This is a genomic window from Streptomyces sp. NBC_00203 (genome assembly GCF_045206325.1).
GTDB classification, from domain to species: domain Bacteria; phylum Actinomycetota; class Actinomycetes; order Streptomycetales; family Streptomycetaceae; genus Streptomyces; species Streptomyces lutosisoli.
The window spans coordinates 9,622,446-9,647,850 of record NZ_CP108126.1; the positions used below are offsets into that span (position 1 = coordinate 9,622,446).

General features: G+C 70.1%; 20 protein-coding genes. 13 read left to right on the forward strand and 7 right to left on the reverse strand.

The window, feature by feature from the left end; translation table 11 throughout:
• From OG975_RS42630 to OG975_RS42645, 4 genes are all read right to left on the reverse strand, one after another.
• Entirely contained in the window at positions 1–1,590 is a 1,590-nt protein-coding gene (locus OG975_RS42630) for a serine hydrolase (protein WP_406334997.1), read from the reverse strand.
• A gap of 54 nt (positions 1,591–1,644) precedes the next feature.
• Complete coding sequence (locus OG975_RS42635) at positions 1,645–2,451, reverse strand: SDR family oxidoreductase (RefSeq protein WP_406334999.1); 807 nt, start codon at positions 2,449–2,451, stop codon at positions 1,645–1,647.
• A 25-nt stretch (positions 2,452–2,476) separates the two neighbouring features.
• On the reverse strand, positions 2,477–3,097 hold the full coding sequence (locus OG975_RS42640; RefSeq protein WP_406335001.1) for an HD domain-containing protein: 621 nt from the start codon (positions 3,095–3,097) through the stop codon (positions 2,477–2,479).
• Between the two features lie 105 nt (positions 3,098–3,202).
• The gene (locus tag OG975_RS42645; protein WP_406335003.1) at positions 3,203–4,366 is read right to left on the reverse strand and encodes a permease; all 1,164 of its coding nucleotides are present in this window, start codon (positions 4,364–4,366) and stop codon (positions 3,203–3,205) included.
• Positions 4,367–4,788: 422 nt separating this feature from the next.
• Between OG975_RS42645 and OG975_RS42650 the strand changes: the two genes are divergently transcribed.
• From OG975_RS42650 to OG975_RS42660, 3 genes are read left to right on the forward strand one after another with little or no spacing between them, the layout of a single operon-like run.
• On the forward strand, positions 4,789–4,962 hold the full coding sequence (locus tag OG975_RS42650; protein WP_369264398.1) for a hypothetical protein: 174 nt from the start codon (positions 4,789–4,791) through the stop codon (positions 4,960–4,962).
• A gap of 59 nt (positions 4,963–5,021) precedes the next feature.
• A complete protein-coding gene (locus OG975_RS42655) occupies positions 5,022–5,504 on the forward strand; it encodes a GNAT family N-acetyltransferase (RefSeq protein ID WP_406335004.1) in 483 nt (160 codons plus the stop codon).
• A 13-nt stretch (positions 5,505–5,517) separates the two neighbouring features.
• The gene (locus OG975_RS42660; RefSeq protein ID WP_406335005.1) at positions 5,518–5,973 is read left to right on the forward strand and encodes a hypothetical protein; all 456 of its coding nucleotides are present in this window, start codon (positions 5,518–5,520) and stop codon (positions 5,971–5,973) included.
• Here the strand turns inward: OG975_RS42660 and OG975_RS42665 are convergent, their stop codons facing one another.
• On the reverse strand, positions 5,974–7,332 hold the full coding sequence (locus OG975_RS42665; RefSeq protein ID WP_406335007.1) for an amidase: 1,359 nt from the start codon (positions 7,330–7,332) through the stop codon (positions 5,974–5,976).
• A 246-nt stretch (positions 7,333–7,578) separates the two neighbouring features.
• Between OG975_RS42665 and OG975_RS42670 the strand changes: the two genes are divergently transcribed.
• Positions 7,579–9,936: an alpha-L-fucosidase gene (locus OG975_RS42670; protein ID WP_406335008.1), complete on the forward strand. Its 2,358-nt coding sequence runs from the start codon at positions 7,579–7,581 to the stop codon at positions 9,934–9,936.
• A 107-nt stretch (positions 9,937–10,043) separates the two neighbouring features.
• On the opposite strand, the gene OG975_RS42675 is transcribed toward OG975_RS42670, so the two are convergent.
• A complete protein-coding gene (locus OG975_RS42675; protein ID WP_406335009.1) occupies positions 10,044–11,087 on the reverse strand; it encodes a LacI family DNA-binding transcriptional regulator in 1,044 nt (347 codons plus the stop codon).
• A gap of 222 nt (positions 11,088–11,309) precedes the next feature.
• Between OG975_RS42675 and OG975_RS42680 the strand changes: the two genes are divergently transcribed.
• From OG975_RS42680 to OG975_RS42705, 6 genes are read left to right on the forward strand one after another with little or no spacing between them, the layout of a single operon-like run.
• The gene (locus tag OG975_RS42680) at positions 11,310–12,605 is read left to right on the forward strand and encodes an ABC transporter substrate-binding protein (protein ID WP_406335010.1); all 1,296 of its coding nucleotides are present in this window, start codon (positions 11,310–11,312) and stop codon (positions 12,603–12,605) included.
• A gap of 6 nt (positions 12,606–12,611) precedes the next feature.
• Entirely contained in the window at positions 12,612–13,529 is a 918-nt protein-coding gene (locus OG975_RS42685; RefSeq protein WP_406335011.1) for a carbohydrate ABC transporter permease, read from the forward strand.
• Positions 13,526–14,446, forward strand: coding sequence for a carbohydrate ABC transporter permease (locus tag OG975_RS42690; protein ID WP_406335012.1), 921 nt, complete (start codon positions 13,526–13,528; stop codon positions 14,444–14,446). Before OG975_RS42685 ends, OG975_RS42690 begins: the two co-directional genes overlap by 4 nt.
• Positions 14,447–14,478: 32 nt before the next feature.
• On the forward strand, positions 14,479–15,711 hold the full coding sequence (locus OG975_RS42695; protein WP_406335013.1) for a glycosyl hydrolase: 1,233 nt from the start codon (positions 14,479–14,481) through the stop codon (positions 15,709–15,711).
• Between the two features lie 42 nt (positions 15,712–15,753).
• A complete protein-coding gene (locus OG975_RS42700) occupies positions 15,754–17,754 on the forward strand; it encodes an endo-beta-N-acetylglucosaminidase (RefSeq protein ID WP_406335015.1) in 2,001 nt (666 codons plus the stop codon).
• Positions 17,755–17,783: 29 nt separating this feature from the next.
• Positions 17,784–20,801 carry an alpha-mannosidase gene (locus OG975_RS42705; protein ID WP_406335017.1) on the forward strand — a complete coding sequence of 1,006 codons (3,018 nt, stop codon included), beginning with the start codon at positions 17,784–17,786 and terminating at the stop codon, positions 20,799–20,801.
• A gap of 120 nt (positions 20,802–20,921) precedes the next feature.
• Here OG975_RS42705 and OG975_RS42710 read toward each other — a convergent pair whose 3' ends face one another.
• Positions 20,922–21,623, reverse strand: coding sequence for a FadR/GntR family transcriptional regulator (locus OG975_RS42710; protein ID WP_381250879.1), 702 nt, complete (start codon positions 21,621–21,623; stop codon positions 20,922–20,924).
• Between the two features lie 165 nt (positions 21,624–21,788).
• Here OG975_RS42710 and OG975_RS42715 point away from each other — a divergent pair, with 165 nt between their 5' ends.
• Genes OG975_RS42715 through OG975_RS42725 form a run of 3 tightly spaced genes read left to right on the forward strand, consistent with a single transcriptional unit; the run spans position 21,789 to position 25,358 of the window.
• Positions 21,789–22,850: a sugar ABC transporter substrate-binding protein gene (locus OG975_RS42715; RefSeq protein WP_406335019.1), complete on the forward strand. Its 1,062-nt coding sequence runs from the start codon at positions 21,789–21,791 to the stop codon at positions 22,848–22,850.
• Positions 22,847–24,340 (forward strand): sugar ABC transporter ATP-binding protein, encoded by a 1,494-nt coding sequence (locus OG975_RS42720; RefSeq protein ID WP_406335021.1) that lies wholly within the window; start codon positions 22,847–22,849, stop codon positions 24,338–24,340. Before OG975_RS42715 ends, OG975_RS42720 begins: the two co-directional genes overlap by 4 nt.
• The gene (locus tag OG975_RS42725; RefSeq protein WP_406335022.1) at positions 24,333–25,358 is read left to right on the forward strand and encodes an ABC transporter permease; all 1,026 of its coding nucleotides are present in this window, start codon (positions 24,333–24,335) and stop codon (positions 25,356–25,358) included. Before OG975_RS42720 ends, OG975_RS42725 begins: the two co-directional genes overlap by 8 nt.
• Positions 25,359–25,405 lie beyond the last annotated feature (47 nt).

A 25,405-nucleotide genomic window follows, 5' to 3' on the forward strand; every position in this document is an offset into this window, starting at 1 on the left:
TCATGGCCGGGTGAAGGTGCCCAGACCGTCCTGGTCCCAGGCCTCGACGGTCACCTCGGCCGCCTGCCCGCCGCCCTTGAACGTGACGCCGGACAGTCCGGTCGCGTTCTCGCCGACCGTCTCGAGGCTGAACGTGTCGCCGTCGTAGTGGGTGAGCCGGAACCTCATCGGCTTCGGGCCCAGGCTCATGGTGAGTCCGCTCTGGTCGGCGGTGACGGTGAGCGGGCCGTAGAAGTCGTTGGCGTACGTGCCCGTGTACGCGCTGTCGGGCCGGGCGGCGGCCGCGTTCTGCGGGGGCTTGGTGTAGTCGGTGGGGGAGAGGGCCGCCCGTTCCTGCTGCTGGTACACCTGGTCGACCAGGCTGAGCCAGTCGGCCGTGGGCTTGCCGTACTGGGCTGTGTCGAGGAAGTTCAGCGCGACCGAGTCGGCGAGTCCCACCGGTGCTCCGTTGGTGAGGACGACGATGCCGAGCTGTTCGCCGGGCAGCATCGTCACATTGGTGTTCGCGCCGAGATCGAAGGCGCCGGAGTGGTTGAGGCGCAGTCGGCCCTGGTCGTCGTAGCCGACGTTCCAGCCGAGGCCGTAGAACCCGGTGCGGCCCGCCGGGGCACGCGGGGGCTGGGACACGATCTCGGGCAGGTGGGTGCGCTCCAGCGGGTCGGCGGGGATGATCTGCTTGCCGTCGAGCTTCCCGTTCGCGAGCTGCAGACGCAGCCAGGTGCCCATGTCGCGGGCCGTGGAGCTGGCGCCGCCGGCGGGCGACTGGGCGTCGGCGTCACGGACGTACTTCGCCTGCCAGGTGCCGTCCGCGGTCTGCACATGGTTGACGGCCTTGTCCTTGGCCCGGTCGTAGTCGGCGAAGCGGGAACTGGTGGAGTTCATGCCGGCTGGGCCGTACAGCGTGTCCTCGGCCAGCTTCTCCCACGTGGTGTCCTTGACGTTCGCGGCCGCCTGGCCCGCGGCGGTGACCCCGTAGTTCGTGTACGCGTAGCTCGCGCGGAACGGGCTCAGCGGCTCGTGGCGCAGATGGTCCAGGATGTACATCCGGTCGTAGCCGAGGTCCTCCAGCAGGTCACCGGCGTGGTCGGGCAGACCGCTGCGGTGCGAGAAGAGGTCGGCGTACGTCACATGAGCGGTGACCCAGGGGTCCTTGAGCGCGAAGCCGGGCAGCTGCCCTGCCACGGGGTCGTCCCAGCCGATGGCCTTGGAGCCGACGACACCGGCGACCACGGTCGACGCCAGCGGCTTGGACAGGGACGCGAGCTCGAAGACCGTGTCCGGGTCGACGGCCGCGGACTGCCCCACCTTCCGCTCGCCGAAGCCCTTCAGGTAGAGGACGCGGTCCTTGTAGACCACGACGACCGCCACGCCGGGCACGCCGGTCTTCTTCATGCCGTCCTGGACGATCCCGTCGAGCTTGCCCACCGCGTCGTCCACCTTCGACTGGGTGAGCTGGGGCGGAGGCTGGGGCGGCGGAGCCGCGGCCGACGCGGATCCGGGGGCGGCGTAGCCCGCGGAGAGCAGGGAGGCCACCGCGGCCGCCGTCAGCGCCGTCCGTCCGTGGTGTCTCGCCCGTCGCCGAACACCCATGGTCACCATTCAACGCGCGGTCGCGGTCGTTGTCCTGCGGAGTCGGCGGGGCCTCTAGACGCCGGGCGTCCGCGTCCGCAGGCGGTCCTGGACGGTGGGGCCGGGGGCGGCGGTGTACGCGGCCCTGACCCGTGTCCCTCCGTCGACCAGGAGGTCGGCGCCGGTGATCCACTCGGCGGCGTCCGAGGCCAGCCACAGCACCGCCCGGGCGATGTCCTCGGGCCGTCCGATGCGACCCAGCGGGAGTCCGGCACCCAGCTCGTCCTCGCCGTCCTCCCACACGAAGCGGGCCATCTCGGTGCGGACGAGGCCGGGGGAGACGGAGTTGACCCGCACCTTGGGGGCCAGTTCGCCCGCGAGCTGCTGGGTCAGATGCAGCAGGGCGGCCTTGCTGGTGCCGTACGCGCCCACGTGGGGGCCGACATGCCCGGCGCCCTCCGTGCAGATGTTGACGACCGCGCCGCCGTGCTCGCCCATCCAGGCCCGCCAAGCGCACTGCACCAGCCGCAGCGGTGCCTCGACGTTGACCGTGAACGCCTCGCGCCAGCGGTCCGGGTCGGCGTCCATGAGGGGGCCGTACGGCTGGTTGGTCGCCGCGTTGTTCACCACGACGTCGATGCGCCCGAACTCCCGCAGCGCCAGTTCGGTCAGCTCCCACAGATGTGCGGGGTCGGCGACCGAGCCCGCGAGCCCGATGCCCCCGACCCGCTCGGCGGCCCGGGCCACCTCGTCCGGATCCCGGGCGGTCACGCACACCCGCGCTCCCGCGTCCGCGAGCGCCTGGGCGACGGCGAGACCGATCCCGCGCGAGGCCCCGGTGACGATGGCGGCCCTGCCCTCGATCCCGTACGGCGACGTCATCCGCGTACGGTCTCATGACGGGCCGTCAGTCAACAGCCCCCGGCAGTGAGCGCTGCCGGCCGACAGCCCCCGGCCATCGGTGCCGCCGGTCGACGGCCCCGAGGTGTGAGTGCCGCGCCGCCACCAGCTCCAGGACCGTACGCCAGTCCTCCATGACCCCGGCGTCCAGCCCGACGACCTTGCCCGCGTCGTCGGCCTGCCGCAGGGTCACCGCGTCCTCGGCGAGCGGATCGTGCTCGAACGCGGCCGCCTCCCACGGGGTCATGGCGCCGCCCTGCAACTTCAGGGTCAGCGCGCTCTGCGGGGACAGTCCACGGCCCGGCGACGTGGTGGCCAGATAGCGCTTCGCCGCCACGTGCAGTCGTACGAGACGGGAGACCCGCCCACCGAGCAGGGGCCGTACCGCGTCGGCCGCGTGGTCGGCGTGCCCGGCGTCGTCACCCGGCCTGAGCAGATGGCCGATGTCGTGCACCAGGCCCGCCACCTGGAGTTCCTTGTCGCTGGGATGGCCGCGGCGCAGCAGCGCGGCGGTCTGCAGGGCGTGATCGTGCAGATCGACCGGATCGCCACCGCCATCCGGGGTGTCCCAGGCGCCCCGGCAGGCGTGCAGCAGATCCATCAGCTCCTCGACGCTGCGCAGCTCCATGCGTCAGTCCTCCCGAGTCCTCGCGCGGGAAAAGCCGTTGCCGGGCGTCAGCAGATCATGACTGCCTTGCGAATCGGCCAACGGGACCTGAACTGCGTGCCGTGTTCAGTGATGGCCGGGATGGCCCGGATGGTCCGCTTCCTGCCCCCCGCCCATCATCCGCAGCATGGCCACTCCTCCCGTCCGCATGAATCGCCACACCAGGGTCGCCGCGAGCAGCAGGAAGACGATGTTCAACCACGTCGTGTAGTTCCAGGAGACGCCCTCCATGGGGATCTCCGCGTCGGCCTGGTCGGGGATGAGCCCGAGGCCGCCGAAGACGAATTCCACGACGTATCCGGCGAGCACCGTCGCCGTATAGAAGGTGACGAGCAGGAAGCCGGTCATGCGTGGCCCGTAGTACTTCCGGTAGATGTTCAGGATCGGCAGGATCAGCAGGTCGGCGAAGATGAACGCGACGACGCCGCCGAAGCTGATGCCGCCCTTCCAGAGGACCACGGCGAGCGGCACGTTCCCGATGGAACACACGAACGAGGCGATCGCCACCAGCGGACCGATGAGCGGGCCGATCAGCTTCGCGGCGAGCGGATGCCCGTCCAGGAAGAGGGAGCTCCAGAACGATTCGGGCACCCAGGCCGCGATCGCGCCGGCGATCAGCAGACCGATCACCAGGTCGCGCAGGATCGCCGCCCACTCCATGACGAAGACATGCGCGACCGAGGTGAAACCCTCGCCCGACAACAGCCGCCGTACGAACGACCCTTCGCCCCGGACCGACATGTCCATCGCCGCATGCCCCTCCATGGACCCGGCGATCCCGCGGTCCGCCTGCTCCCGGGCCTGCCGCAGCAGCCGCTCGCGCAGGAAGCGCCGGAAGAGCACGGCCAGCAGCACGATCATGACGGGCCCGCCGACGAATTCCGCGAGCGTGAACTGCCAGCCCATCAACAGGGCCAGGATCACTCCGAGTTCGACCACCAGATTGGTCGAGGCGATCTCGAACGCCATCGCCGCAGTGAAGTTCGCGCCCTGGCGGAACAGCGAGCGCGCGAGGGCGACGGCCGCGTACGAGCAGGAGGAGGAGGCCGCTCCGAGCCCGGCGGCCAGCGTGAGTGTCCGTGGCCGGTCGTCGCCGAGCAGCCGTACGACCGTCGCCCGGCGCACCACCGCCTGGACGACGGCGGACAGACCGAAGCCGAGGATCAGCGCCCAGGTGATCTCCCAGGTCATCGAGCCCGTGAGGGACAGTGCGTGGAGGATCGCGTCCATGGGTTCGACTCTCTCCCGATCGGTGGAATCAGACATGACCCGTGGCCGGTTCAGTGACCCTGCCCACCGTCGGTATTGAGCCGAATGGGTGGTACCGAAGAGGGCATCATGTTTCAAATCACCGCAGATCGGGGCCTGATGGGCGCCCGGTGACTTGAGACAGTAACTTCTTGTTTTCAGCCCCATCGAGCGGGCGGCCGCTCATTTGGTTAACCTGTACCGGACGGGCAGCGTTTCTGGGTTCCACCCACACCCATGGTCCGTCCCGGGACAAGCCGGTCACCACGGCCTGCTCTCATACGAGTTACCGGCGCCACCGCGTCCCTAACTGCCTTCCACTCAGACCCGAGCGGGCGTCAGGCGACCGGCAGTAGACCGGTCCTGTACGTCCCGAGGGTGACCCGACACATAAGGAGTGCGCGGTGACACCGGAGAAGACGAATCGCGATCAGCGCCCCAAGGAACGCACGGAGCGCGCGAGCCGTGGGCCCGAGAAGCTCGGCAGCCTGGACGTGTGGGCCAGGTCCGCGCCGATCCGCCTCGCGGGGTACGAGGACGACCTCGCCGAGCCCCACATCCTGCCCAGCGTCGACTGACCGGCCCCGGCAGGACCCATCGCGATCGATGACGGCATGGGCGTGTCAGACTCACGCCCATGCTCATCAGAGAAGCCGCGGCCGACGACTGGCCGCGGATCTGGCCTTTCTGGCACCGGATCGTCGCCGCCCGCGAGACCTACGCGTGGGACCCGGACACCTCCGAGGAAGCCGCCCGCGCCCTGTGGATGGCCCCGGGCAAGCGGGTGTACGTCGCCGAGGACGACACCGGAGCCGTCGTCGGCTCGGCCTTCGTCACCCCCAACTACGGCGGTCCCGCCGCCCGGATCGCCAACGCCGGATTCATGGTCGACCCGGACCGGTCCGGACGTGGCATCGGCCGCGCCCTCGCCGAACACCTCCTCGCCGCGGCGAAGGCCGACGGCTACCGGGGCATGGTGTTCAACGCCGTCGTGGAGACCAACCCGGCCGTCAAGCTGTGGACTTCGCTCGGTTTCACGATCCTGGGCACCGTGCCGGACGCGTACGAGCACGCACGGCACGGGCTGGTGGGACTGCACATCATGTACCGGGCTCTGTAGGGGGAGAGCGTCGATGCGACCGGTGCGGGGAGCGACCGGGTTCTGGGGCGGGAGTGATGAGCCGCTCGCGCCGACGGACAGGGCGTCGTTCAGAAGTGCCTGCTTCGAGGCCGCGCGGGGATTCGGGGCCCGTGTCGAAGAGCTGTCCTTCGCCGGAGTGCCCAGCTTCCATGCGGTGACGGTCGCCGGACGTGGGGCCTCGCTCGTCGTCCTGTGCCACGATCACCTGCCCGTTGTCGCCTTCACCGACACTCCGCCGGTCCCCGGCCGGCCGGTGGCACGTTTCGTCGACCCGCCGGCCTGGGCCGGATGCTTCGGGGCTGTCGGTCTTCGGGTCCTGCACGCTCGTGATCTGAGCGCGCCGATGACCGAGGCGGACCTGAGCGAGCTGGCGGAGGCGGAGCTCGCCCAGGTCCGTTACTGGCGCCCCGAGGCAGTGGGCGACCTGCTGTTCAACTGGTGGGACTGATCAGCCGCCGGCCACGACCTGGTCGAGGGGAGCCGTCCGCCGCCATGGCCGCAGCTCCTCCAGCTGTCCCGCGACATCGAGGAGAGCCGACTCGGAGCCGGGACGGCCGACGAGCTGTACGGCGCAGGGGGCACCGCTCGGCAGCGTCCCGAACGGCACCGACATCGCGGGCCAGCCGGTCAGGTTCCACGGCGGAGTCAGCGGCGAGTAGTTCGTGTTGGCCATCAGATTGCGCAGCCAGCCCCGCTCGTGCCAGGCCGCGGCGGCGGGACCGCGCCGGGCGAGCGCCGGAGTGAGCAGTACGTCGTACTCCTCGAAGAACGGCTCCAGACGCTTGCGCAGCTGCTCACGGCGCTCGCCCTTGCGGACGCCGGCCACGAAGCGGCGGCCGACGGCGGCGTGCACGCGGGTACGCCGGGCGAGCCGGCGCGGGTCGAGATCCTCCGCGTCGACGGCGGTGCCCGCCGTCCAGTGCGCGAGCGAGGTCGTGCTCAGCCACAGCGGGTACGGCGGGTCGGCGGGACGCACCTGGTGGCCCGCCCCGGCCAGCAGGTCGGCCGCCTCCCGGGCCGCGGTCGTATACGGTCGGCCGACGCTCACACCGGCCAGGGGGCTGCGCACCGAGACGGCGATCTTCCGGGTGACGGCCTCCGAGGGACGGAGCACCTCGGTGTCCGCGAGGAGGGAGAACATCAGCCGCGCGTCCTCGACCGTGGTCGCCAGCGGGCCGTTCTCCGACATGCCGAACCAGTCGCCGTGACCGATCCCGGCGGGCACCACGCCGTGGCCCGGCTTCAGGGTGACAAGACCGCAGTTGGCGGCCGGGATGCGCAGCGAGCCCATCCCGTCGTTGCCGAGCGCGACCGGCACCATCCCGGCGGCGACCGCGGCCGCGCTGCCGCCCGACGAACCGCCCGCCGTGCGGGAGAGGTCCCACGGGTTGCGGGCGGTGCCGTGCACGCCCTCCGTGGTGCCGAAGATGCAGAGCTCGGGCACGTTGGTCAGACCCACGACCACGGCGCCCGCCGCGCGCAGCCGGGCCACGGTCACATGGTCGTGGTCGGCGGGCGTGTCCGGGGTCGCGGCGGAGCCGTTGCGGTTCGACTCGCCGCGCACCGGCAGGTTGTCCTTGACCGCCAAGGGCACGCCCGCGAGGGGGAGTTCGCCCAGATCCCTCGTGGCCAGCTCGTCGGCCTCCGCGAGGGCCGCCGCAGCCCGAACGGTGCGGAAGGCGCCGACGCGGCCGTCGAGCCGCTCGATCCGCGCGAGGTGTTCGGCCACCACTTCGCGGGGGGTGACCCGCTTCTCGCGTACGGCTGCGGCGATCTCGACGGCGGTCCGGCCGACCCAGGTGGTCACGGGCGCTCCTTGTCGTACTGGTGAGTAGTGCGAGGAGCACTCTGCCCGGGGGTGGGGTGCCGCGTCGAGGGCTGCCGCGCCTGGATATGCGGTCCGGGGCTCCTGGACTTTCGTGCGGAGGTCGTGCGATATCTCCACACCGCGGTAGATCATCCGATCACTGGCTCAACTTCTATCGCTGCGTGCCCCATTGACAGCTTTTAGCGGTCGCTCGATCATCAGACATCCGATGAATGGGAGCCGCTCATGAGCATGCATCCAAGACGTCAGGTACTGGGAGCCGCGGCCGGAGTCGCCGTCGCGGCCACTCTTCCCCTCGCCGCCACGGCCGAAGCGCGGGCCGTGGGCGAGGTGCCCTCCGCAGGCGGGCAGGAGGGCCAGTGGGTGCCCGTCCCCGACCCGATACCGGTACCGCTCGACACTTACGTCGACAACGACGGCATCGACACCGCCGCGGCGCGCGGCGGGAACTTCGACGGTTCGGGCTACACGTTCCCGGGCGAGGAACTCCCCGCGGGACGGGTGGAGGTCGACGGGATCGCGTTCCAGTTCCTCTCCTCCGGCGCGGGCGCCAAGAACAACGTGGTGGCGATGGGCCAGCGCATCGACCTGCCCAAGGGCCGCTATCTGTCGGCCCTGTTCCTCACCGCGGGCAGCTACGGCAATGCTTCCGGCAAGGCCACCGTCCACTACGCCGACGGCTCGACGACCACCGCCGGGCTGGGCGGCTCGGACTGGTACGCGGCGGGCGGCTCACTGTCGGCCGCGTACCGCTACAAGCCGGACGGCACCAAGGACGAGCATCGCGTCGGCATCGGCACGGCGGAGGTCTGGATCGATCCACAGCGGGACGCGGTGGCCCTGACCCTGCCGACCACCAACCCCGCCGAGGCGAACAAGGCGTCCCTGCACATCTTCGCCCTGTCCCTCCAACCGGCCGCCCAGGGACGGGCGTTGGCTCTGCGGGACGCCCACTCCACCTTCTCCCTCCTGGAGTCGAGCGGCGCCCAGAGCGTCGAGGCCACCGTCGTCAACGCGGGCACGGTCGCCGTCCTCGCCGGTGACCGTGTGTCGGTCGGCGTCGACGTGGCAGGCGCCCGCACGGTCGAGCCCGCGCTCGTGACCCGCCTCGACCCCGGCGAGCAGGCGCGCGTCCGCGTCGGCATCCGCAGCCGGGTGGGTACGGCACCCGGAACCACCCAGGACGGCGCGGTCGTCGTCACCGGACGCGGCGAGCGAGTCACCTCCAGCAGCCGTGAGTTGACCCTCGGCGTGCCCGACTACCAGCCCAACGAGGAGTCCCTCTCCGGACACCAGGCCCCCTACTGGTTCCACCGCGCGAAGTTCGGCATCTTCATCCACTGGGGCGTCTACTCCGTGCCCGCGTGGTCACCGGTCGGCAAGCAGTACGCCGAGTGGTACTGGAACCACCTGCAGAGCCCGGACAACGCGGTGTACGCCTACCACCGGGACACGTACGGCGAGAACTTCGCCTACGACGACTTCATCCCGATGTTCACGGCGAAGAACTTCGACCCCCGGGCATGGGTGGAGCTGTTCCGGGACGCGGGAGCCCAGTACCACGTCCTGACCTCGAAACACCATGAGGGATTCGCCCTCTGGGACACCAAGGTCGCCGACCGCAACGCCGTGAAGATGGGGCCGAAGCGCGATCTGATCCGCGAACTCTTCGACGCCTCCCGGCAGTTCACTCCGGAGCTGCACCGGGGCCTGTACTTCTCCATGCCCGAGTGGTTCAACCCGGACAACCCGTGGATGGGCCACGCCCCGCGCAATCCGTACACCCAGGAGCCGGTCCCTTACACCGGATACACCGCGGGCAAGGACTATGTGAAGGCCTATCAGGCCCCGCAGATGCTGGAGCTGATCCACAGCTACGACCCGTCCGTGCTGTGGTGCGACATCGGCGGTGCGAACGACAGCGCTCGTGTCCTCTCCGAGTACTTCAACCACGGCAAGAACCGGCCGAAGCCGTACGAGGTCACCGTCAACAACCGCTCCGGCATCGGCTTCCACGACTTCACGACACCCGAGTACACGACGTACGAGAACACCGTTGTCGCCACGTGGGAGTCCAGCCGGGGGCTCGACCCCTTCAGCTACGGCTACAACCAGGCGACGCCCGACGCCGCTTACATGACCGCCGAGGAGATCGTCCGCAGCCTGGTCGACATCGTGTCGAAGAACGGCAACTTCCTGCTCGACATCGGCCCGCGCGCCGACGGCACCATCCCGGAGATCATGCAGACCCGGCTGCGCGAGACCGGCCGCTGGCTGCGGACCAACGGCGAGGCGATCTACGACACGACGTACTGGTCACGTATGGCCCAGCTCGGCGAGGACCTGCGGTTCACGGTCCGGCAGAACAAGGCGTTCTACGTCCACTCGCTGACCGCGCCCGGCAATAAGCTGACCGTGGAGGCGCCGGTGCCGATCCGCGGCGGGGACAAGGTCACCCTGCTGGGCCACGACCGTCCGCTGACCTGGACGGTGAGCAACGGTTCGCTGGTGATCGACGTACCGGAGGCGGCCCGCAAGGCCGGGCAGTACGTGTGGGTGTTCAAGGTGGAGTGGCAGGGCTGACTCCCGCGCGCGGGCCCGGTCCGGCTCCCGCCGTCTCAGGGGTGGACGTCCGCACGACGTCCACCCCTCCCGCTCCACCCGGACCCCGCTTCTTCCCGGCGCCGCTGTCACGCCCCGCGGGGACCCGTGCTGTCCCGCTCGATCAACCGCGGCACCGGCACCTGCACCGTGCGCGCCGGACCGCCGTCCAGCAGCGCGGTCAGTTCCTGCGCGGCGGTGCGTCCGAACTGAACGGTGTCGCGGGAGAGGGCGGACAGCCACGGCTTGACCATGCGGCACAGCGCGGAGTCCTCCCAGGCCACCACCGAGACGTCACCCGGAACGGAGAAGCCCAGCTCCGTCGCGGCGGCGACCCCGGCGACGGCCATCACGTCGTTGTCGTAGACCAGCGCGGTCGGCGGTGTGCCGCTCTCCAGCACGCGGCGCGTGACGGCCGCCCCTTCCGCGTCCGAGTAGTCGGTCGGCACCGAACGCACCTCGGCCAGACCCCGCCGGCCGGCCTCCGCGCGCAGGGTACGCATCCGGCGCTCGGTGTGGGCGAGCCCCGGCAGGCCCGCGATGTGCACGATCCGACGGTGGCCGAGCGCGTACAGCTCGTCCACGACCGCGGCCATGGCGCCCGCGTCGTCCGCCCAGACGACGGACAGCCCGGGATGCCGGGCGTCCGGCGCACCGCCGATGACCACGGCGGGCAGGCCCAGCTCGTCCAGGAGGTCCGGACGCGGATCGTCGACGCGCGGGTCCACGACCATCACGCCGTCCACGCGGTGCTCCGCCCACCAGCGACGGTAGACCGCGCACTCGGCGTCCACGTCCTCGACCACCTGGAAGAGCAGACCGAGATGACGCTCCGCCAGCACTTCCTGGATGCCGGAGATCAGCTGGAGGAAGAACGAGTCCACGCCGAGCGTGTCGGCGGGGCGTGCCACGACCAGACCGACCGTGGCCGCACCTTCGCCGGACAGCTGACGCGCCGCCGTACTGGGCCGCCAGCCCAGCTGCTCGGCGACCCGGCGCACCCGGTCGCGGGTGACCTCGGAGACTCCGGGCCGGTCGTTGAGCGCGAAGGAGACCGCGCTTTCGGAGACTCCGGCGCGCCGTGCGATGTCCTTCATCGTCGGCCGGCGCGCGGGAGACCGCTTGGCTGGCACGTTGCTCACCATTCTGCTGGGGCGGAGTACTAATGCGCTTGAGTGGCTGCACTCTAAAGCGCATTAGTGATCTGTTTCAAGGGGCCTGTCATAGATCCCTGACCAGCCATGTTGTGTCGCTAATGAATTTAGCTGAACCAAATCCATTGACTTGCCCGGTGAGTTGCATGCAAGGTCTGGCGCGGCACCGTTCACCCACCGTTGCGAAGGAGCCCGGTCACCGTGCGAAAGCCTCGCAGAGCACCCGCACTCGTCGTCGCCGCCATCGCCCTCGTCCTGCCGCTGAGCGCCTGCGGTTCCGGTGACGACGGCGGCGGTTCGACGGACGCCTCCGGCAAGGTCGAGGGCGACATCACCTTCCAGACCTGGAACCTGAGGGCCAACTTCAAGCCGTACTTCGAGGGTGTGATCGCCGACTTCGAGAAGAAGTACCCCGGCACCCATGTGAAGTGGATCGACCAGCCCGCCGAGGGGTACGCCGACAAGATCAGCGCGGACGCGGCCGGCGGCACCCTGCCCGACGTCGTCAACGTCTCGCCGGACCTCGTCGCCCCGCTCGCCAAGGCGGGCCTCGCCCTCGACCTCGACAAGTCCGCCGGCCAGTACAAGAAGGAGTACCTGGACGGCGCCTGGGCCAGCCACCGGATACCGGGCATGACCGGCACGTACGCCTTCCCCTGGTATCTCAACACCGGCCCGCTCTTCTACAACAAGTCGCTCTTCAAGGAGGCAGGCCTCGACGCCTCCAAGCCGCCCACGACGTACGACGAACTCTTCGCCGACGCCCTGCAGCTGGCGAAGAAGAGCGACGGCAAGGTCGCCACCCTCGCCAATGTGCCCACCGTCGAGGACTTCGGCCGCTACGGCGTCGAGCTGATGAACAAGGAAGGCACCGCCTTCGCGTTCAACGACGCCAAGGGGGTCGAACTCCTCACCAAGTACAAGGAGTTGTACGACGCCAAGGCGCTCGACCCGCAGGCGCTCACCGCGACCCCCGAGTCGTCCGGCAAGAAGTTCCTCACCGAGGCCGTCGCGATGAACCCGGGCAGCGCCCTGGACCTCGGCAACTTCAAGAAGCAGGCGCCGAACCTGTACAAGAACATCGGCATCACCGACCAGATCACCAGCACCGGCAAGGTGAACATGTACGTGATGGGGGTGATGGTCAACTCCCGCACCAAGCACACCCCGGCGGCGGTCGCCTTCGCGCACTACGTCACCGACGCCCAGAACCAGATGTCGTTCGCCAAGAAGGTCGCCATCTTCCCGAGCACCGCCGGCTCGCTCGACGACCCGTACTTCACCAAGGAGGACGGCACCGACGAGACCCGCGTGCGGATCGCGGCCGCCAAGTCCCTGAAGAACGCGGTCAATTACACGCCCGTCCTCTTCAGCGACCAGATGAAGACCGCGCTGCGCAACGAGGTCGCCAAGGCGCTCCAGGGCAAGGAGAGCCCCAAGACGGCTCTTGACAACGCTGTCAAAGCCTGCGACACGCTGCTCCAGCAGCAGGGCTGACCCGCCATGGCGAGTTCTTCCACCGTTTCCGACGGACCCCGGCGTGCGGCACGGGTGCGGCGCCATCTGCCCAGCAGCCCCTGGCTGTTCGCCGCTCCCGGTCTGCTGATCACCGGCGTCTTCATCCTGTACCCGTTCGTCTCCACACTCATCAACGCCTTCACCGACCGCCGCACCCTGATCCCGGGCAGGTTCGTGGGCCTCGCCAACTTCGGTGAGCTGCTGCACGACGACATGTTCTGGACCGGTCTGCGCAACAGCACGCTGTACGTCCTCGGGGTCGTCCCCGCGCTCGTCCTGCTGCCGCTGCTGCTCGCCCTGCTGGTCCAGAAGAACATCCCCGGCATCACGTTCTTCCGGTCGGCCTTCTACACCCCGGTCGTCGCGTCGGTCGTCGTGGTCGGGCTCATCTGGGTATGGCTGCTGGACGAACGCGGCCTGGTGAACTCGCTGTTGGAGGCGATCGGGATCGGCAGGGTCGGTTTCCTCAGCGACCAGTGGCTGCTCCTGCTGAGCGCCATGGCCGTCACGGTCTGGAAGGGCCTCGGCTACTACATGATCATTTATCTGGCCGCGCTCGCCAATGTGCCGCGCGAGCTGCACGAGGCCGCGTCGGTGGACGGCGCGGGCGCGGTGCGCCGCTTCTTCACGGTCACCGTGCCCGCCGTCCGCTCCACCATGGTCCTGGTCGGCGCACTCTCCTCGGTCGCCGCCTTCAAGGTGTTCTCCGAGGTCTATCTGATGGCGGGCCCGGACGGCGGTCCCGCGGGCGAGGACACCACCCTCGTCATGCTCGTCCAGCGCACCGGCACCGGGCTCACCGGCCGGGTCGGCTACGCCTCCGCCCTCTCGGTCGTCGTCTTCGCCGTCACCGTCGTCCTGATGCTGCTGGTGCTGCGCGCCGACCGGAAGGAGGAGACGTGAGCGTCATCGACAAGGTACGTCCCGCCCAGCGGCGGCAGCCGGTGTCCACGCGGGACTCCCGCAAGCCCCGTCTGGCCGACGAACACGGCCGCCGCATCCGCGTCCGGGAACTCGCCCTGCGCTACCTGCTGTTGCTCGCCGTCCTCGCCCTCACCGTCGGCCCGTTCGTATGGCAGCTGTCCACCTCGCTCAAGGGCCCGACCGAGGACATCTTCAGCTCGCCGCCCAAGTTCCTGCCGAGCGATCCGACTCTGCACAACTACAAGCGAGTCGCCGACACCATCCCCGTCTGGGACTACGCGTTCAACTCGCTCAAGGTCGCGGGCGCCAACGTCGTGACCAACTGCGTCGGTTCGGCCCTCGCCGGGTACGCCCTGGCCCGACTGCGCTACCGCGGCCGGCGCGTGGCCACCCTCGTCTTCATCCTCGCGATGCTGGTCCCCGTCGAGGGCATCATCATCGCCCAGTTCACGACCATGCGTGAGCTCGGCCTGAACAACACGCTCATCGGGGTCGTGCTGCCCGGCTGCATCGGCGCGATGAACGTCCTGCTGATGCGAGGCGCCTTCCTCAACCTTCCCTACGAGATCGAGGAGGCGGCCTTCGTCGACGGGGCGAACGCCTGGCAGCGGTTCCTGAGGATCGCGCTGCCGTCGGTGAAGGGCACCCTCGCCGTCGTCGCGATCTTCGCCTTCATGGGTGCCTGGGACGACTTCCTGTGGCCGCTCATCGTGCTCAGCGATCCCTCGAAGTTCACCCTGACCATCGGACTCAACTATCTGCACGGCACCTTCGCCAACGACGAACGGCTCGTCGCCGCGGGCACCATCATCGCCGTGGCGCCGCTGATCGCCCTGTTCGCCTGTCTCCAGCGGTACTTCTTCCGTGGCGTGGGTGAGGGCGCCGTCAAGGGCTGACCTCCCGTACCTCAGATCCGCAAGGAATCCGCATGTCTGCTGCCGTGCGCTTCGGCGTCAACTACACCCCGAGCCAAGGGTGGTTCCACCACTGGCTCGACTTCGACCTCGACGCCGTACGCGCCGATCTCGACTCGATCGCCGTGCTCGGCCTGGACCACATCCGGGTCTTCCCGCTGTGGCCCTACTTCCAGCCCAACCGCACCCTGATCCGCCCGCGCGCCGTGGAGCAGCTCGTCGCGCTCGCCGACGCCGCCGCCGAACGCGGCCTCGACGTCAACGTCGACGGACTGCAAGGGCACTTGTCGAGCTTCGACTTCCTGCCCGCCTGGACGCGGACCTGGCACCGGCGCAACCTCTTCACCGATCCGGAGGTGGTGGAGGGGGAGGCGGAGTATCTGCGCACCCTGGCCGCGGCGCTCGCCGACCGGCCGAACTTCATCGGCATGACCCTCGGCAACGAGGTCAACCAGTTCGCCGCCGGACCGCACCCCGACCCGGACCGCATCACGCCCGAGCAGGCCGGGGCGTGGCTTGGGCGTCTGCTCACCGCCTGCGCGGAAGGCGCCCCCGGCAAGCTGCATCTGCACGCCTCGTACGACGCCGCCTGGTACCAGGACGACCAGCCGTTCACGCCCGAGCACTCGGCACGGCTCGGCGCGGTCACCGCCGTGCACTCGTGGGTGTTCAACGGGACGGCCCAGCGGCACGGCCGCACGGGTGTCGCCACCGAGCACCACGCCGCGTACCTCATCGAACTCGCCAAGGCCTGGGCGGACGACCCGCACCGCCCGGTCTGGCTCCAGGAGGTCGGTGCGCCCGCCCCGCTGATCCCCGCCGAGCACGCGGCCGCCTTCACCGAGGCGACCGTGGCGAACGCCCTCGACTGCCCCGATGTGTGGGGCGTGACCTGGTGGTGCTCGCACGACGTCAGCCGCGACCTCGCCGACTTCCCCGAACTCGAGTACAGCCTGGGCCTGTTGACCAATGACCGGCAGACCAAGCCGGCCGGGGAGACCCTCGCCCGGATCGTCAAGGAGGGCCGGCCGCAGGCACCCGCCGCGCGCACCACCGCGCTGGTCGTCGACACCGTGCCGGGCCGTTCGGTCTGTGCGCCGGGAGGCCCGGTGTTCGAGGCCTTCGCCCGGCTGACCGCCGACGGGGTCCGTCCCACCACTGTCCTCGCGAGCCGTGCCGACGACAAGGAGCACCTCGTCGCTCGGGGTATCAGCGAGGTCGTCACACCGGGTCAGGCCATGGCGTGACCCCAGCACCGTAGACCGTCCCCCAACGATACGGAGCACACAGTGAACCTCAGCAGACGCACCGTCCTGCTCGCCGGAGGCGGCGTCGCCGCGGGGCTCGTCCCCGGCCTGTCCGGTACGGCGGCCGCGGCCACCCGCGACCTCCAGCCGTACGCCTCCTACTGGTACCCCGACTCGCTGCCCTCGGGCACCCCCGGCACCGGCATCACCTGGCGCAGCCTCAAGGCCTGGCGCGCCGACGGCGACACGGATCTGGCGTTCAACGCGGCGTCCGTGCCGCTCGCCGCGCGCTTCACCCCGACCCCCGCGAACACGACGGCCCGCTCCGGCCAGGCCCGCATCCAGTCCCTGGTCTCCTTCGGCCCCACGTCGGGCAACCCCTCGCAGGGCGCGGCCACCGCCGACTACTACGCCCTCACCCACTGGGCGTACGTCGACGAACTCGTCTTCTGGGGCGGCTCGTCCGGCGAGGGCCTGATCCTCGCCCCGAACGCCCCGATCGTGGACGCGGCCCACCGGCACGGCGTCCCTGTCCTCGGCAATGTCTTCCTGCCGCCCGTCGCCTACGGCGGCCAGCTGCAGTGGACCCGCGACCTGGTGCAGAAGGACTCCACCGGGCACTACCCGCTCGCCGCCCAACTCGTCGCCGTGGCAGCCGCGTACGGCTTCGACGGCTGGTTCATCAACGCCGAGACCGGCGGTGGGAACACCGCGCTCGCCACCGACATGCTCGGTTTCCTCAAAGAGCTGAAGACGCTCGGGGCGGCCAAGGGCCAGCGCGTCACCTGGTACGACTCGATGACCGTGAGCGGCTCGGTGAGCTGGCAGGGCGCGCTGAACAGCCAGAACAAGACGTTCTTCCTGGCCGCCGACACCATGTTCATCGACTTCCGCTGGTCCCAGAGCAGTCTGGCGTCCTCGGGTACGACGGCCCAGCAACTCGGCCGCAGCCGCTACGAGTTGTGGGCGGGCGTCGACGTCGAGGCGGGTGGCACCGGCGCGTCCGTGAACTGGGACGCCATCGTGCCGACCACCAAAACGCACGTCACCTCCATCGGCTTCTACCGGCCCGAGTGGACCCGCAACCACCTGCCCGCGAACCGCACGCCCGGCGACTTCCACGCCGCCGACGACAAGTTCTGGACCGGCTCCTCCCTCGACCCCGCCAAGCCGGACACGACCGCCAGTTGGCGCGCCCCCGCCGTCTCCGTCGCCGACCGGTCCACCGTGAGCTCCGTGCCCTTCGCGACCGTCTTCAACACCGGCCACGGACTGAAGTGGTACGAGGACGGCAAGGTCACCTCGGGCGCCGCCTGGAACCACCTCGGTCTCCAGGACCGGCTGCCGTCCCGCCGCTGGGTGGTGCGGACCACCGGCGGGCGTCCCTCCGTGACCTTCGACTTCGCGGACGCCTGGCGCGGCGGCAGCAGCCTCCTGGTCGACGGCGCCCTCGACGCGCCGGCCACGCTGGACCTGTACGCGACACGGCTGCCGCTCGGCGCGGACACGGTCGTGGAGCTCACACACCGTCTCGACTCCGGCAGCGCACGGGTCGAGCTCGCCGTCGCCACCGCCGAGCCGGGCACGGCGGGTGGGGCGCCCCCGTACACGTACTTCCCCGTGAGCGCGAGCGGCAGCTGGGGGACGTCGACCGTGCGGCTGACGGGCCTGTCGGGGACCGTGCGCGCGATCGGCGTCCGGCTGACCGGCACCGGCGGGGCCGTGCGCTGGCGCCTCGGCGGGCTCGCCGTCCGGGACGCGGTGGTGACCCCCGCCGCGCCCACCGACCTGCGCGTCACCGACGCCGACGGAGGCGGCCTGCGCTTCGCCTGGCAGGGCGCCACCGGCCCCGTACGCCACTACGAGCTGTACCGGACACTCCCCGACGGCACGCGCCGCTTCCTCGGCGGCACCTGCCAGCGCGCGTTCTACGCCGGCGGGCTCGCCCCCGAGCAGGGCGAGAGCGCCGCGCGGTTCGAACTGCGCGCGGTGGGGGAGCTGTTCACCATCTCGACCGCCGCCACGACCACCCACACCTGGTAGCCCGCACCCTCACCCCACGGAGCACTCTCATGCATGACGACCGCACCCTGGTCGAAGCCCGCCTCCGGCGCGTCCTCGACGAGCGCATCCGCCCCGCCGTGTACCCCGAGTCCGTACCGCTGGAGGTGGCGGTGTGGCACGCGCCCGGCGAGCCGGTGCCGGTCGCCGAAGGGCTGGCCGCCGCGCCGGAACCGATCGAGGTGGGCGCGCGCTGGGGTGCTCCGTGGGGCACCAGCTGGTTCCGTGTCACCGGGACCGTGCCCGAGGCGTGGGCCGGCCGGACCGTCGAAGCGCTGCTGGACCTCGGCTTCGACGAGAACATGCCGGGCTTCCAGTGCGAGGGGCTCGTCTACCGGCCCGACGGCACTCCGGTGAAGGGCCTCAACCCGCGCAACCAGTGGGTGCGGATCGGCGCCCCGGTCGAGGGCGGCGAGGAGGTCAGGCTGCACATCGAGGCCGCCTCCAACCCGGTCATCCTCGACTACCACCCCTTCCTGCCCACTCAGTTGGGCGACAAGGAGACCGCGGGCAGTGAGCCGCAGTACAAGCTGGCGCGCATGGACCTCGCCGTCCTCGACGAGACCGTCTGGCAGCTGGTCATCGACCTGGAGGTACTCGGCGAGCTGATGGCCGAGCTGCCGGTGGAGTCCGCGCGGCGCTGGGACATCCTGGGCGCCGTCGAGCGGGCACTGGACGCCGTGGACCTCCAGGACGTGGGCGGAACGGCGGCCGCGGCCCGTGCCCGGCTGGCGGAGGTCCTGGCAGTGCCCGCCGTCCCCTCCGCCCACCGCATCAGCGCCGTCGGACACGCGCACATCGACTCCGCGTGGCTGTGGCCACTGCGCGAGACCGTCCGCAAGGTGGCCCGCACGACCTCCAACATGACCGCGCTCCTGGAGGACGAGCCCGAGTTCGTCTTCGCCATGTCCCAGGCCCAGCAGTGGGCCTGGGTGAAGGAGCACCGCCCCGAGGTGTGGGCCCGGGTGAAGAAGGCGGTGACCGACGGGCGGTTCGTGCCCGCCGGCGGCATGTGGGTCGAGTCGGACACCAACATGCCGGGCTCGGAGGCGATGGCCCGTCAGTTCGTGCACGGCAAGCGGTTCTTCCTCGACGAGTTCGGCGTCGAGAACGACGAGGCCTGGCTGCCCGACACCTTCGGCTTCGCCGCGGGGCTGCCGCAGATCATCAAGGCGGCGGGCTCCAAGTGGCTGCTGACGCAGAAGATCTCGTGGTCGCAGACCAACAAGTTCCCGCACCACACCTTCCAGTGGGAGGGCATCGACGGCACCCGGATCTTCACGCACTTCCCGCCCGTCGACACCTACAACTGCTCCATGAAGGGCAGCGAAATCGCCCACGCGGCACGCAACTTCAAGGACAAGGGCGTCGCCCGGCACTCCCTCGCCCCCACCGGCTGGGGCGACGGAGGCGGTGGCACCACGCGCGAGATGGTCGCCAAGGCGGCCAGGCTCCGCGACCTCGAAGGCTCCGCGACCGTGGTGTGGGAGACCCCCGCCGAGTTCTTCGAGAAGGCGGAGGCCGAATACCCCAACGCACCCGTGTGGGTCGGCGAGTTGTACCTGGAGCTCCACCGCGCCACGCTCACCAGTCAGGCGAGGACCAAGCAGGGCAACCGCCGCAGCGAACACCTCCTGCGCGAGGCCGAACTGTGGGCGGCGACCGCGGCCGTACGGACCGGATTCCCCTATCCGTACGAGGAGTTGGACCGTATCTGGAAGACGGTGCTGCTCCACCAGTTCCACGACATCCTGCCCGGGTCGTCGATCGCCTGGGTGCACCGGGAGGCGCGCAAGACCTACGAGAAGGTCGCCGAGGAGCTGAACGGCATCATCGACGCGGCCCAGCGCGCGCTGGCCGGGGAAGGCTCGGTGGCGCTGGTCTTCAACTCGGCGCCGCACAGCAGGGACGGGGTTGCGGCGGGCGGAGCCGGCACGTCCCACGTCGAGGGTGAGGCCGCGCTCGCGCCACGCGTGAACGGCGGCTACGTCCTCGACAACGGCCTGCTGCGCGTCGAGATCGACGCACGGGGGCTCGTCGTCTCCGCGTACGACCTCCTCGCCGACCGCGAGACGATCGCGCCCGGGCAGGCGGCGAACCTCCTCCAACTCCACCCCGACTTCCCGAACATGTGGGACGCCTGGGACGTCGACGAGTTCTACCGCAACACGGTCACCGACCTGGTCGACGCGGACGAGGTCGTGCCTGGTCAGGACGGCGTGTCGGTGCGGATCGTACGGTCCTTCGGCGTGTCGCGGGTCACCCAGGTGCTGTCGCTCGCCCCGGGGGAGCCGCGGCTCGGCATCGACACCGAGGTCGACTGGCACGAGACCGAGAAGTTCCTGAAGCTCGCCTTCCCGCTCGACGTGCACGCCGAACGGTACGCGTCCGAGACGCAGTTCGGGCACTTCTACCGGCCCACGCACACCAACACGTCCTGGGAGGCCGCCAAGTTCGAGGCGTGCAACCACCGGTTCGTGCACATCGAGGAGCCCGGCTGGGGCGTCGCCCTGGTCAACGACTCGACGTACGGCCATGACGTCACCCGGACCGTCCGCGACAGCGACTCCGGTACGACCACCACCGTGCGCGTCTCGCTGCTGCGCGCCCCGCGCTTCCCCGACCCCGAGACCGACCAGGGCGTCCATCGCTTCCGGCACGCGCTGGTGCCGGGTGCGGCGATCGGCGACGCGGTGCGCGAAGGGTGGCGGATCAATGTGCCGGAGCGGCGGCTGACCGGTTCCCAGGAGGTCGCCCCGCTGGTGACCGTCGACCAGGACGCGGTCGTCGTGACGGCGGTCAAGCTGGCCGACGACGGCAGCGGCGACGTGGTCGTGCGCTTCCACGAGTCCCGCGGCGGCCGTACGAGCGCCTCGCTCACGGCGGGCTTCGAGGTCGCGGCCGTCGCGGTCACCGACCTGCTGGAGCGGCCGCTCGCGGACGCGGCGGCACCGGGGCGGGAGGGCGACCGGATCACGCTGCGGCTGCGCCCGTTCGAGCTGGTGACACTCAGGCTGAAGCGCGCCTGACCTGGGCGCTTCACCACGAGGGGAAGCGGGTGCCTGATCGAGGCCACTCCGCCCCGTATGAATCGGGTGCCTGGTCGAGGCCGCTCCGCCCCCGTATGAAGCGGGTCCCAGCTCAAGCCACTACGGCTTGAGCTGGGACCGCAGCCATTCCTCCACCTCACCCACGTGCGCGGCCGCCGCCGCCCGCGCCGCCTCCGGATCGCGCGCCACCAGCGCGCGGTGGATCGCCGCGTGCTCGCGCCGGGTGCGCTCGAAGGCGCCCTCCTCCTGGTAACCGCGCCAGACGCGGGCGCGGAAGGTGCGTGAGGAGAGGCCCTCCAGGATGGCCGCCATCGTCTCGTTGCCCGCCGCCGCCCCGATGGCCCGGTGGAAGGCCAGGTCGTGGGCGAGGATCTCCTCCGGATCGTCCGTCGCGTTCATCGCCGCGAGGTGCTTCTCGACCTCGGCGAGCTCGTCCGCCGAGATCCGGGCTGCGGCGAGCGCGGTCGCCGTCGACTCCAGGATCCGGCGGATCTCGAGCAGCTCGACCAGACGCGGGCCCCGGGACAGATCGGCCACGACACCGAAGGTCTCCAGGAGGTCTCCGGCCTCCAACTGCGTGACGTAGATGCCCGATCCGTGCCGTGCCTCCAGGACGCCCATGACCGTGAGCGCGCGGATCGCCTCGCGCATCGAGCTACGGGAGATGCCCAGCTGGGCGGCGAGATCACGCTCGGTCGGCAGCCGCTGGCCCGGCTCGAGACGGCCCTCGCCGATCATCGCCGTGATCCGCTCGATGGCGCGCTGCGTCACGGTGCCCTTCTGCGGGGCGGACTCGTCCACGCCGTTTCCTCCTGTCGCCGGGTGCGCCGCAGTCTAACCACCGGAGTGGTCGGACCACTATCGCTTGAAAGCAGGGAAATTTGGCTCCGGAGGGTGTTGCGGCGGCGAAGTGGTCTGATAAATATGCGGTCACCTGCTCGAACTCGCTCAATGAGGAGCCGATAGATGTCCGGCAGAAGACTGCGAAACAGGCGGATCTCCCTCAGCGCGGTGGCTGTGGCCGCCTGCGCGACCCTCGCGCTCACGGCGTGCGGCAGCACCAAGGACACCGCCGCCTCGGGCGGCGGAGGCGGCACCGGCAAGGTCGGGGTGATCCTGCCCCTGCTGACCTCGCCGTTCTGGCAGTCGTACAACGACTACGTGCCGAAGATGGCGACGTCCGAGGGTGTGGACGCGCTCAAGACCGTCAACTCCAACAGTGATCCGTCGCAGCAGATCACCGACATCAACAACCAGCTCAACCAGGGTGTGAAGGGCCTGGTCGTGGCTCCCCTGGACAGCGCCGCCATCGCCGCCGGCCTCGACCAGGCCGAGCGCAAGGGCGTCCCCGTGGTCGCCGTCGACGTCGCGCCCGAGAAGGGCAAGGTCGCCATGGTCGTACGCGCCAACAACGTCGCGTACGGCGAGAAGGCCTGCGAGTACCTCGGGAAGCACATCAGCTCCGGCAAGGTCGTGCAGATCATGGGCGACCTGGCGTCCGTCAACGGCCGTGAGCGTTCCGAGGCGTTCCGCACCTGCGTGGGGAAGAACTACCCGAAGCTGAAGGTCCTGGAGATCCCCGCCAAGTGGGAGTCCGACACCGCGGCCTCCAAGCTGGACACCCTGCTGAACGCCAACCCTGACATCAAGGGCATCTACATGCAGGCGGGCGGCGTCTATCTCGCTCCCACCCTCCAGACCCTCAAGTCCAAGGGGATGCTGAAGAAGACGGGCCAGGCGGGCCATATAGCGATCGTCTCGAACGACGGCATCCCGCAGGAGTTCGACGCCATCCGCAAGGGTGAGATCGACGCCACCGTCTCGCAGCCCGCCGACGCCTACGCCAAGTACGGCATGTACTACATCAAGGCCGCGATGGAGGGAAAGACGTTCAAGACCGGCCCGACCGACCACGACTCCGAGATCGTCAAGCTTCCCAGCGGCATCCTTGAGGACCAGCTGCCCGCGCCGCTGGTGACCAAGGACAACGTCGACGACCCCAAGCTCTGGGGCAACACGGTCACATGAGCACCCCACTGGTGGAGGCGCGGGGTGTGGCCAAGCGGTACGGCCCCACCGTCGCCCTCCAAGACGGCCGACTCACCGTCCTCCCCGGTGAGTCCCACGCCCTTGTCGGGCGCAACGGCGCGGGCAAGTCCACCCTCGTCACCATTCTCACCGGCCTTCAGGCCCCCGACGAGGGCACGGTCCGCTTCGACGGCGAGCCCGCACCCCCGCTCACCGACCGCGACGCCTGGCGCCGCAAGGTGGCCTGCGTCTATCAAAAGCCCACCGTCGTACCGGAGTTGACGGTCGCCGAGAACCTCTTCATCAACCGGCAGCCGGTCGGCCGGGGCGGCTTCATCAGCTGGCGCCGGCTGCGGGCCGAGGCGGCGGAGGTCCTTCAGACCTGGGACGTGCACGTCGACCCGGAGGCGCGGACCGCCGACCTCAAGGTCGAGGACCGCCAAATGGTCGAGATCGCCCGGGCGTTGAGCTTCGGCGCCCGGTTCATCGTCCTCGACGAACCGACCGCGCAGCTCGACAACCGGGAGATCGAGCGGCTCTTCACCCGCATGCGGGCACTCCAGGAGTCCGGCGTCACCTTCCTGTTCATCTCGCACCACCTCCAGGAGGTGTACGAGGTCTGCCAGACCGTCACCGTGCTCCGCGACGCCCGCTGGATCACCACCGCGCCGGTCGCCGAACTCCCGCGCCCGGCGCTGGTGGAGGCCATTGCGGGGGAGTCGGTCGCCGAACACAGGGACACGCGCCGGACCGTGGCAGCCGGCGCCCGGGTGATGCTCGACGTCCAGGGGCTGACCTCGCACGCGTACGGCGGCATCGACCTCACCGTCCGCCGCGGTGAGGTCCTCGGCCTCGCCGGATCCAGCGGCAGCGGCAAGATCGAGCTGGCCGAGTCGTTCGCCGGACTGCACACACCGACCGGCGGAACCGCTCGACTCGACGGCGAGCGGCTGCCGTTCGGTGATGTGCATGCCGCGCTCAAGGCGGGCGTCGGCTGTGTTCCGCGCGACCGGCACGACCAGGGTCTCGTCTCCGGGATGAGCATCGGAGACAACGCCACCATGAGCGTCCTGGGCCGCCTCGGCCGCTACGGCTTCATCGGCACCGACCGCAGACGCGGCTTCGCCACCGAGCTGATCGAACGCCTCGACATCCACACCGAGGGACCCGAGCAGCCCGTCTCCGACCTCTCCGGCGGCAACGCGCAGAAGGTCGTCATGGCCCGCGCCCTCGCCTCGGACCCGCGCCTGCTCGTCCTCATCAACCCCACCGCGGGCGTCGACGTGAAGTCCAAGGAGTCCCTGCTCTCCCGCATGGACAGCGCCCGGGAGGACGGCACCGCCGTGCTCGTCGTCTCCGACGAACTCGACGACCTGCGCCGCTGCGACCGCGTCCTCGTCCTCTTCCACGGCCGTGTCGTCGCCGAGCACCCGGCGGGCTGGCACGACCACGAGCTGATCGCCTCCATCGAAGGAGTGGACCATGGCTGACACCAAGGCCCCGCCGCTCACCCCACCGCGGACTCCGGACCCCCGCACCGCCAAGGCCGTACTCCTCCGCCGTGCCCGCGAACTCGCCCTTGTACCGGCCCTGTTGGTGCTCATGGTGCTCGGCGCGATCGTCAACGACTCGTTCCTCACCGAACGCAATCTGATCTCCATCCTGGGCGCCTCGGCAGCGCTCGCGATGGTGGTCCTCGCCGAGTCGCTGGTACTGATCACCGGCAAGATCGATCTGTCGCTGGAGTCGGTGGTCGGCATCGCACCCGCCATCGGCGCCCTGCTGGTGCTGCCGGCCGCGCAGTCCGGCTGGGGCACGCAATGGCCGGCGGCGCTCGCCCTCCTCGCGATCCTCGTCGTGGGCGGAGTCATCGGCGCCTTCAACGGCATCCTCGTCGTGAAGTTCAAGCTCAACGCCTTCATCGTCACCCTCGCGATGCTGATCGTCCTGCGCGGCCTGCTGGTCGGTGCCACCAAGGGCAAGACGCTGTTCGGCATGCCCGACGCGTTCTTCTCGCTGGCCACCTCCACCTTCCTGCGCGTTCCGCTGTCGGTGTGGCTGGCCGCGGTCGCCTTCGGTGTCGCCGGGCTGATCCTCAAGTACCACCGGATCGGGCGCGCCCTGTACGCGATCGGCGGCAACGCGGAAGCGGCCCGCGCGGCAGGCATCCGTGTCGACCGGGTGCTGCTCGGGGTGTCCGTCGTCGCGGGCGTTCTCGCCTCGGTCGGCGGCATCATGCAGACCGGCTATGTCGGTGCGATCAGCGCCAACCAGGGCAACAACATGATCTTCACTGTGATGGCGGCCGCGGTCATCGGCGGCATCAGCCTCGACGGCGGCAAAGGCACCATGTTCGGCGCCCTCACCGGCGTACTCCTCCTGGGTGTCGTCCAGAACCTGCTCACGCTCGCCCAGGTGCCGTCCTTCTGGATCCAGGCCATCTACGGCGGAATCATCCTGGTCGCCCTGATGATCGCCCGCGTGACGACAGGCCGCGCCCAGGACTGACTTCTCGGATCCCCGAGTCCGAGGATCCCTTGCCACCGATCGAAAGG

Coding starts and splice junctions, on each gene's coding strand:
- OG975_RS42630 (WP_406334997.1), bottom strand. CDS start 1,590: ATGGGTGTTCGGCGACGGGCGAGACACCACGGACGGACGGCGCTGACG.
- OG975_RS42635 (WP_406334999.1), bottom strand. CDS start 2,451: ATGACGTCGCCGTACGGGATCGAGGGCAGGGCCGCCATCGTCACCGGG.
- OG975_RS42640 (WP_406335001.1), bottom strand. CDS start 3,097: ATGGAGCTGCGCAGCGTCGAGGAGCTGATGGATCTGCTGCACGCCTGC.
- OG975_RS42645 (WP_406335003.1), bottom strand. CDS start 4,366: ATGGACGCGATCCTCCACGCACTGTCCCTCACGGGCTCGATGACCTGG.
- OG975_RS42655 (WP_406335004.1), top strand. CDS start 5,022: ATGCTCATCAGAGAAGCCGCGGCCGACGACTGGCCGCGGATCTGGCCT.
- OG975_RS42660 (WP_406335005.1), top strand. CDS start 5,518: ATGCGACCGGTGCGGGGAGCGACCGGGTTCTGGGGCGGGAGTGATGAG.
- OG975_RS42670 (WP_406335008.1), top strand. CDS start 7,579: ATGAGCATGCATCCAAGACGTCAGGTACTGGGAGCCGCGGCCGGAGTC.
- OG975_RS42685 (WP_406335011.1), top strand. CDS start 12,612: ATGGCGAGTTCTTCCACCGTTTCCGACGGACCCCGGCGTGCGGCACGG.
- OG975_RS42695 (WP_406335013.1), top strand. CDS start 14,479: ATGTCTGCTGCCGTGCGCTTCGGCGTCAACTACACCCCGAGCCAAGGG.
- OG975_RS42705 (WP_406335017.1), top strand. CDS start 17,784: ATGCATGACGACCGCACCCTGGTCGAAGCCCGCCTCCGGCGCGTCCTC.
- OG975_RS42715 (WP_406335019.1), top strand. CDS start 21,789: ATGTCCGGCAGAAGACTGCGAAACAGGCGGATCTCCCTCAGCGCGGTG.
- OG975_RS42720 (WP_406335021.1), top strand. CDS start 22,847: ATGAGCACCCCACTGGTGGAGGCGCGGGGTGTGGCCAAGCGGTACGGC.
- OG975_RS42725 (WP_406335022.1), top strand. CDS start 24,333: ATGGCTGACACCAAGGCCCCGCCGCTCACCCCACCGCGGACTCCGGAC.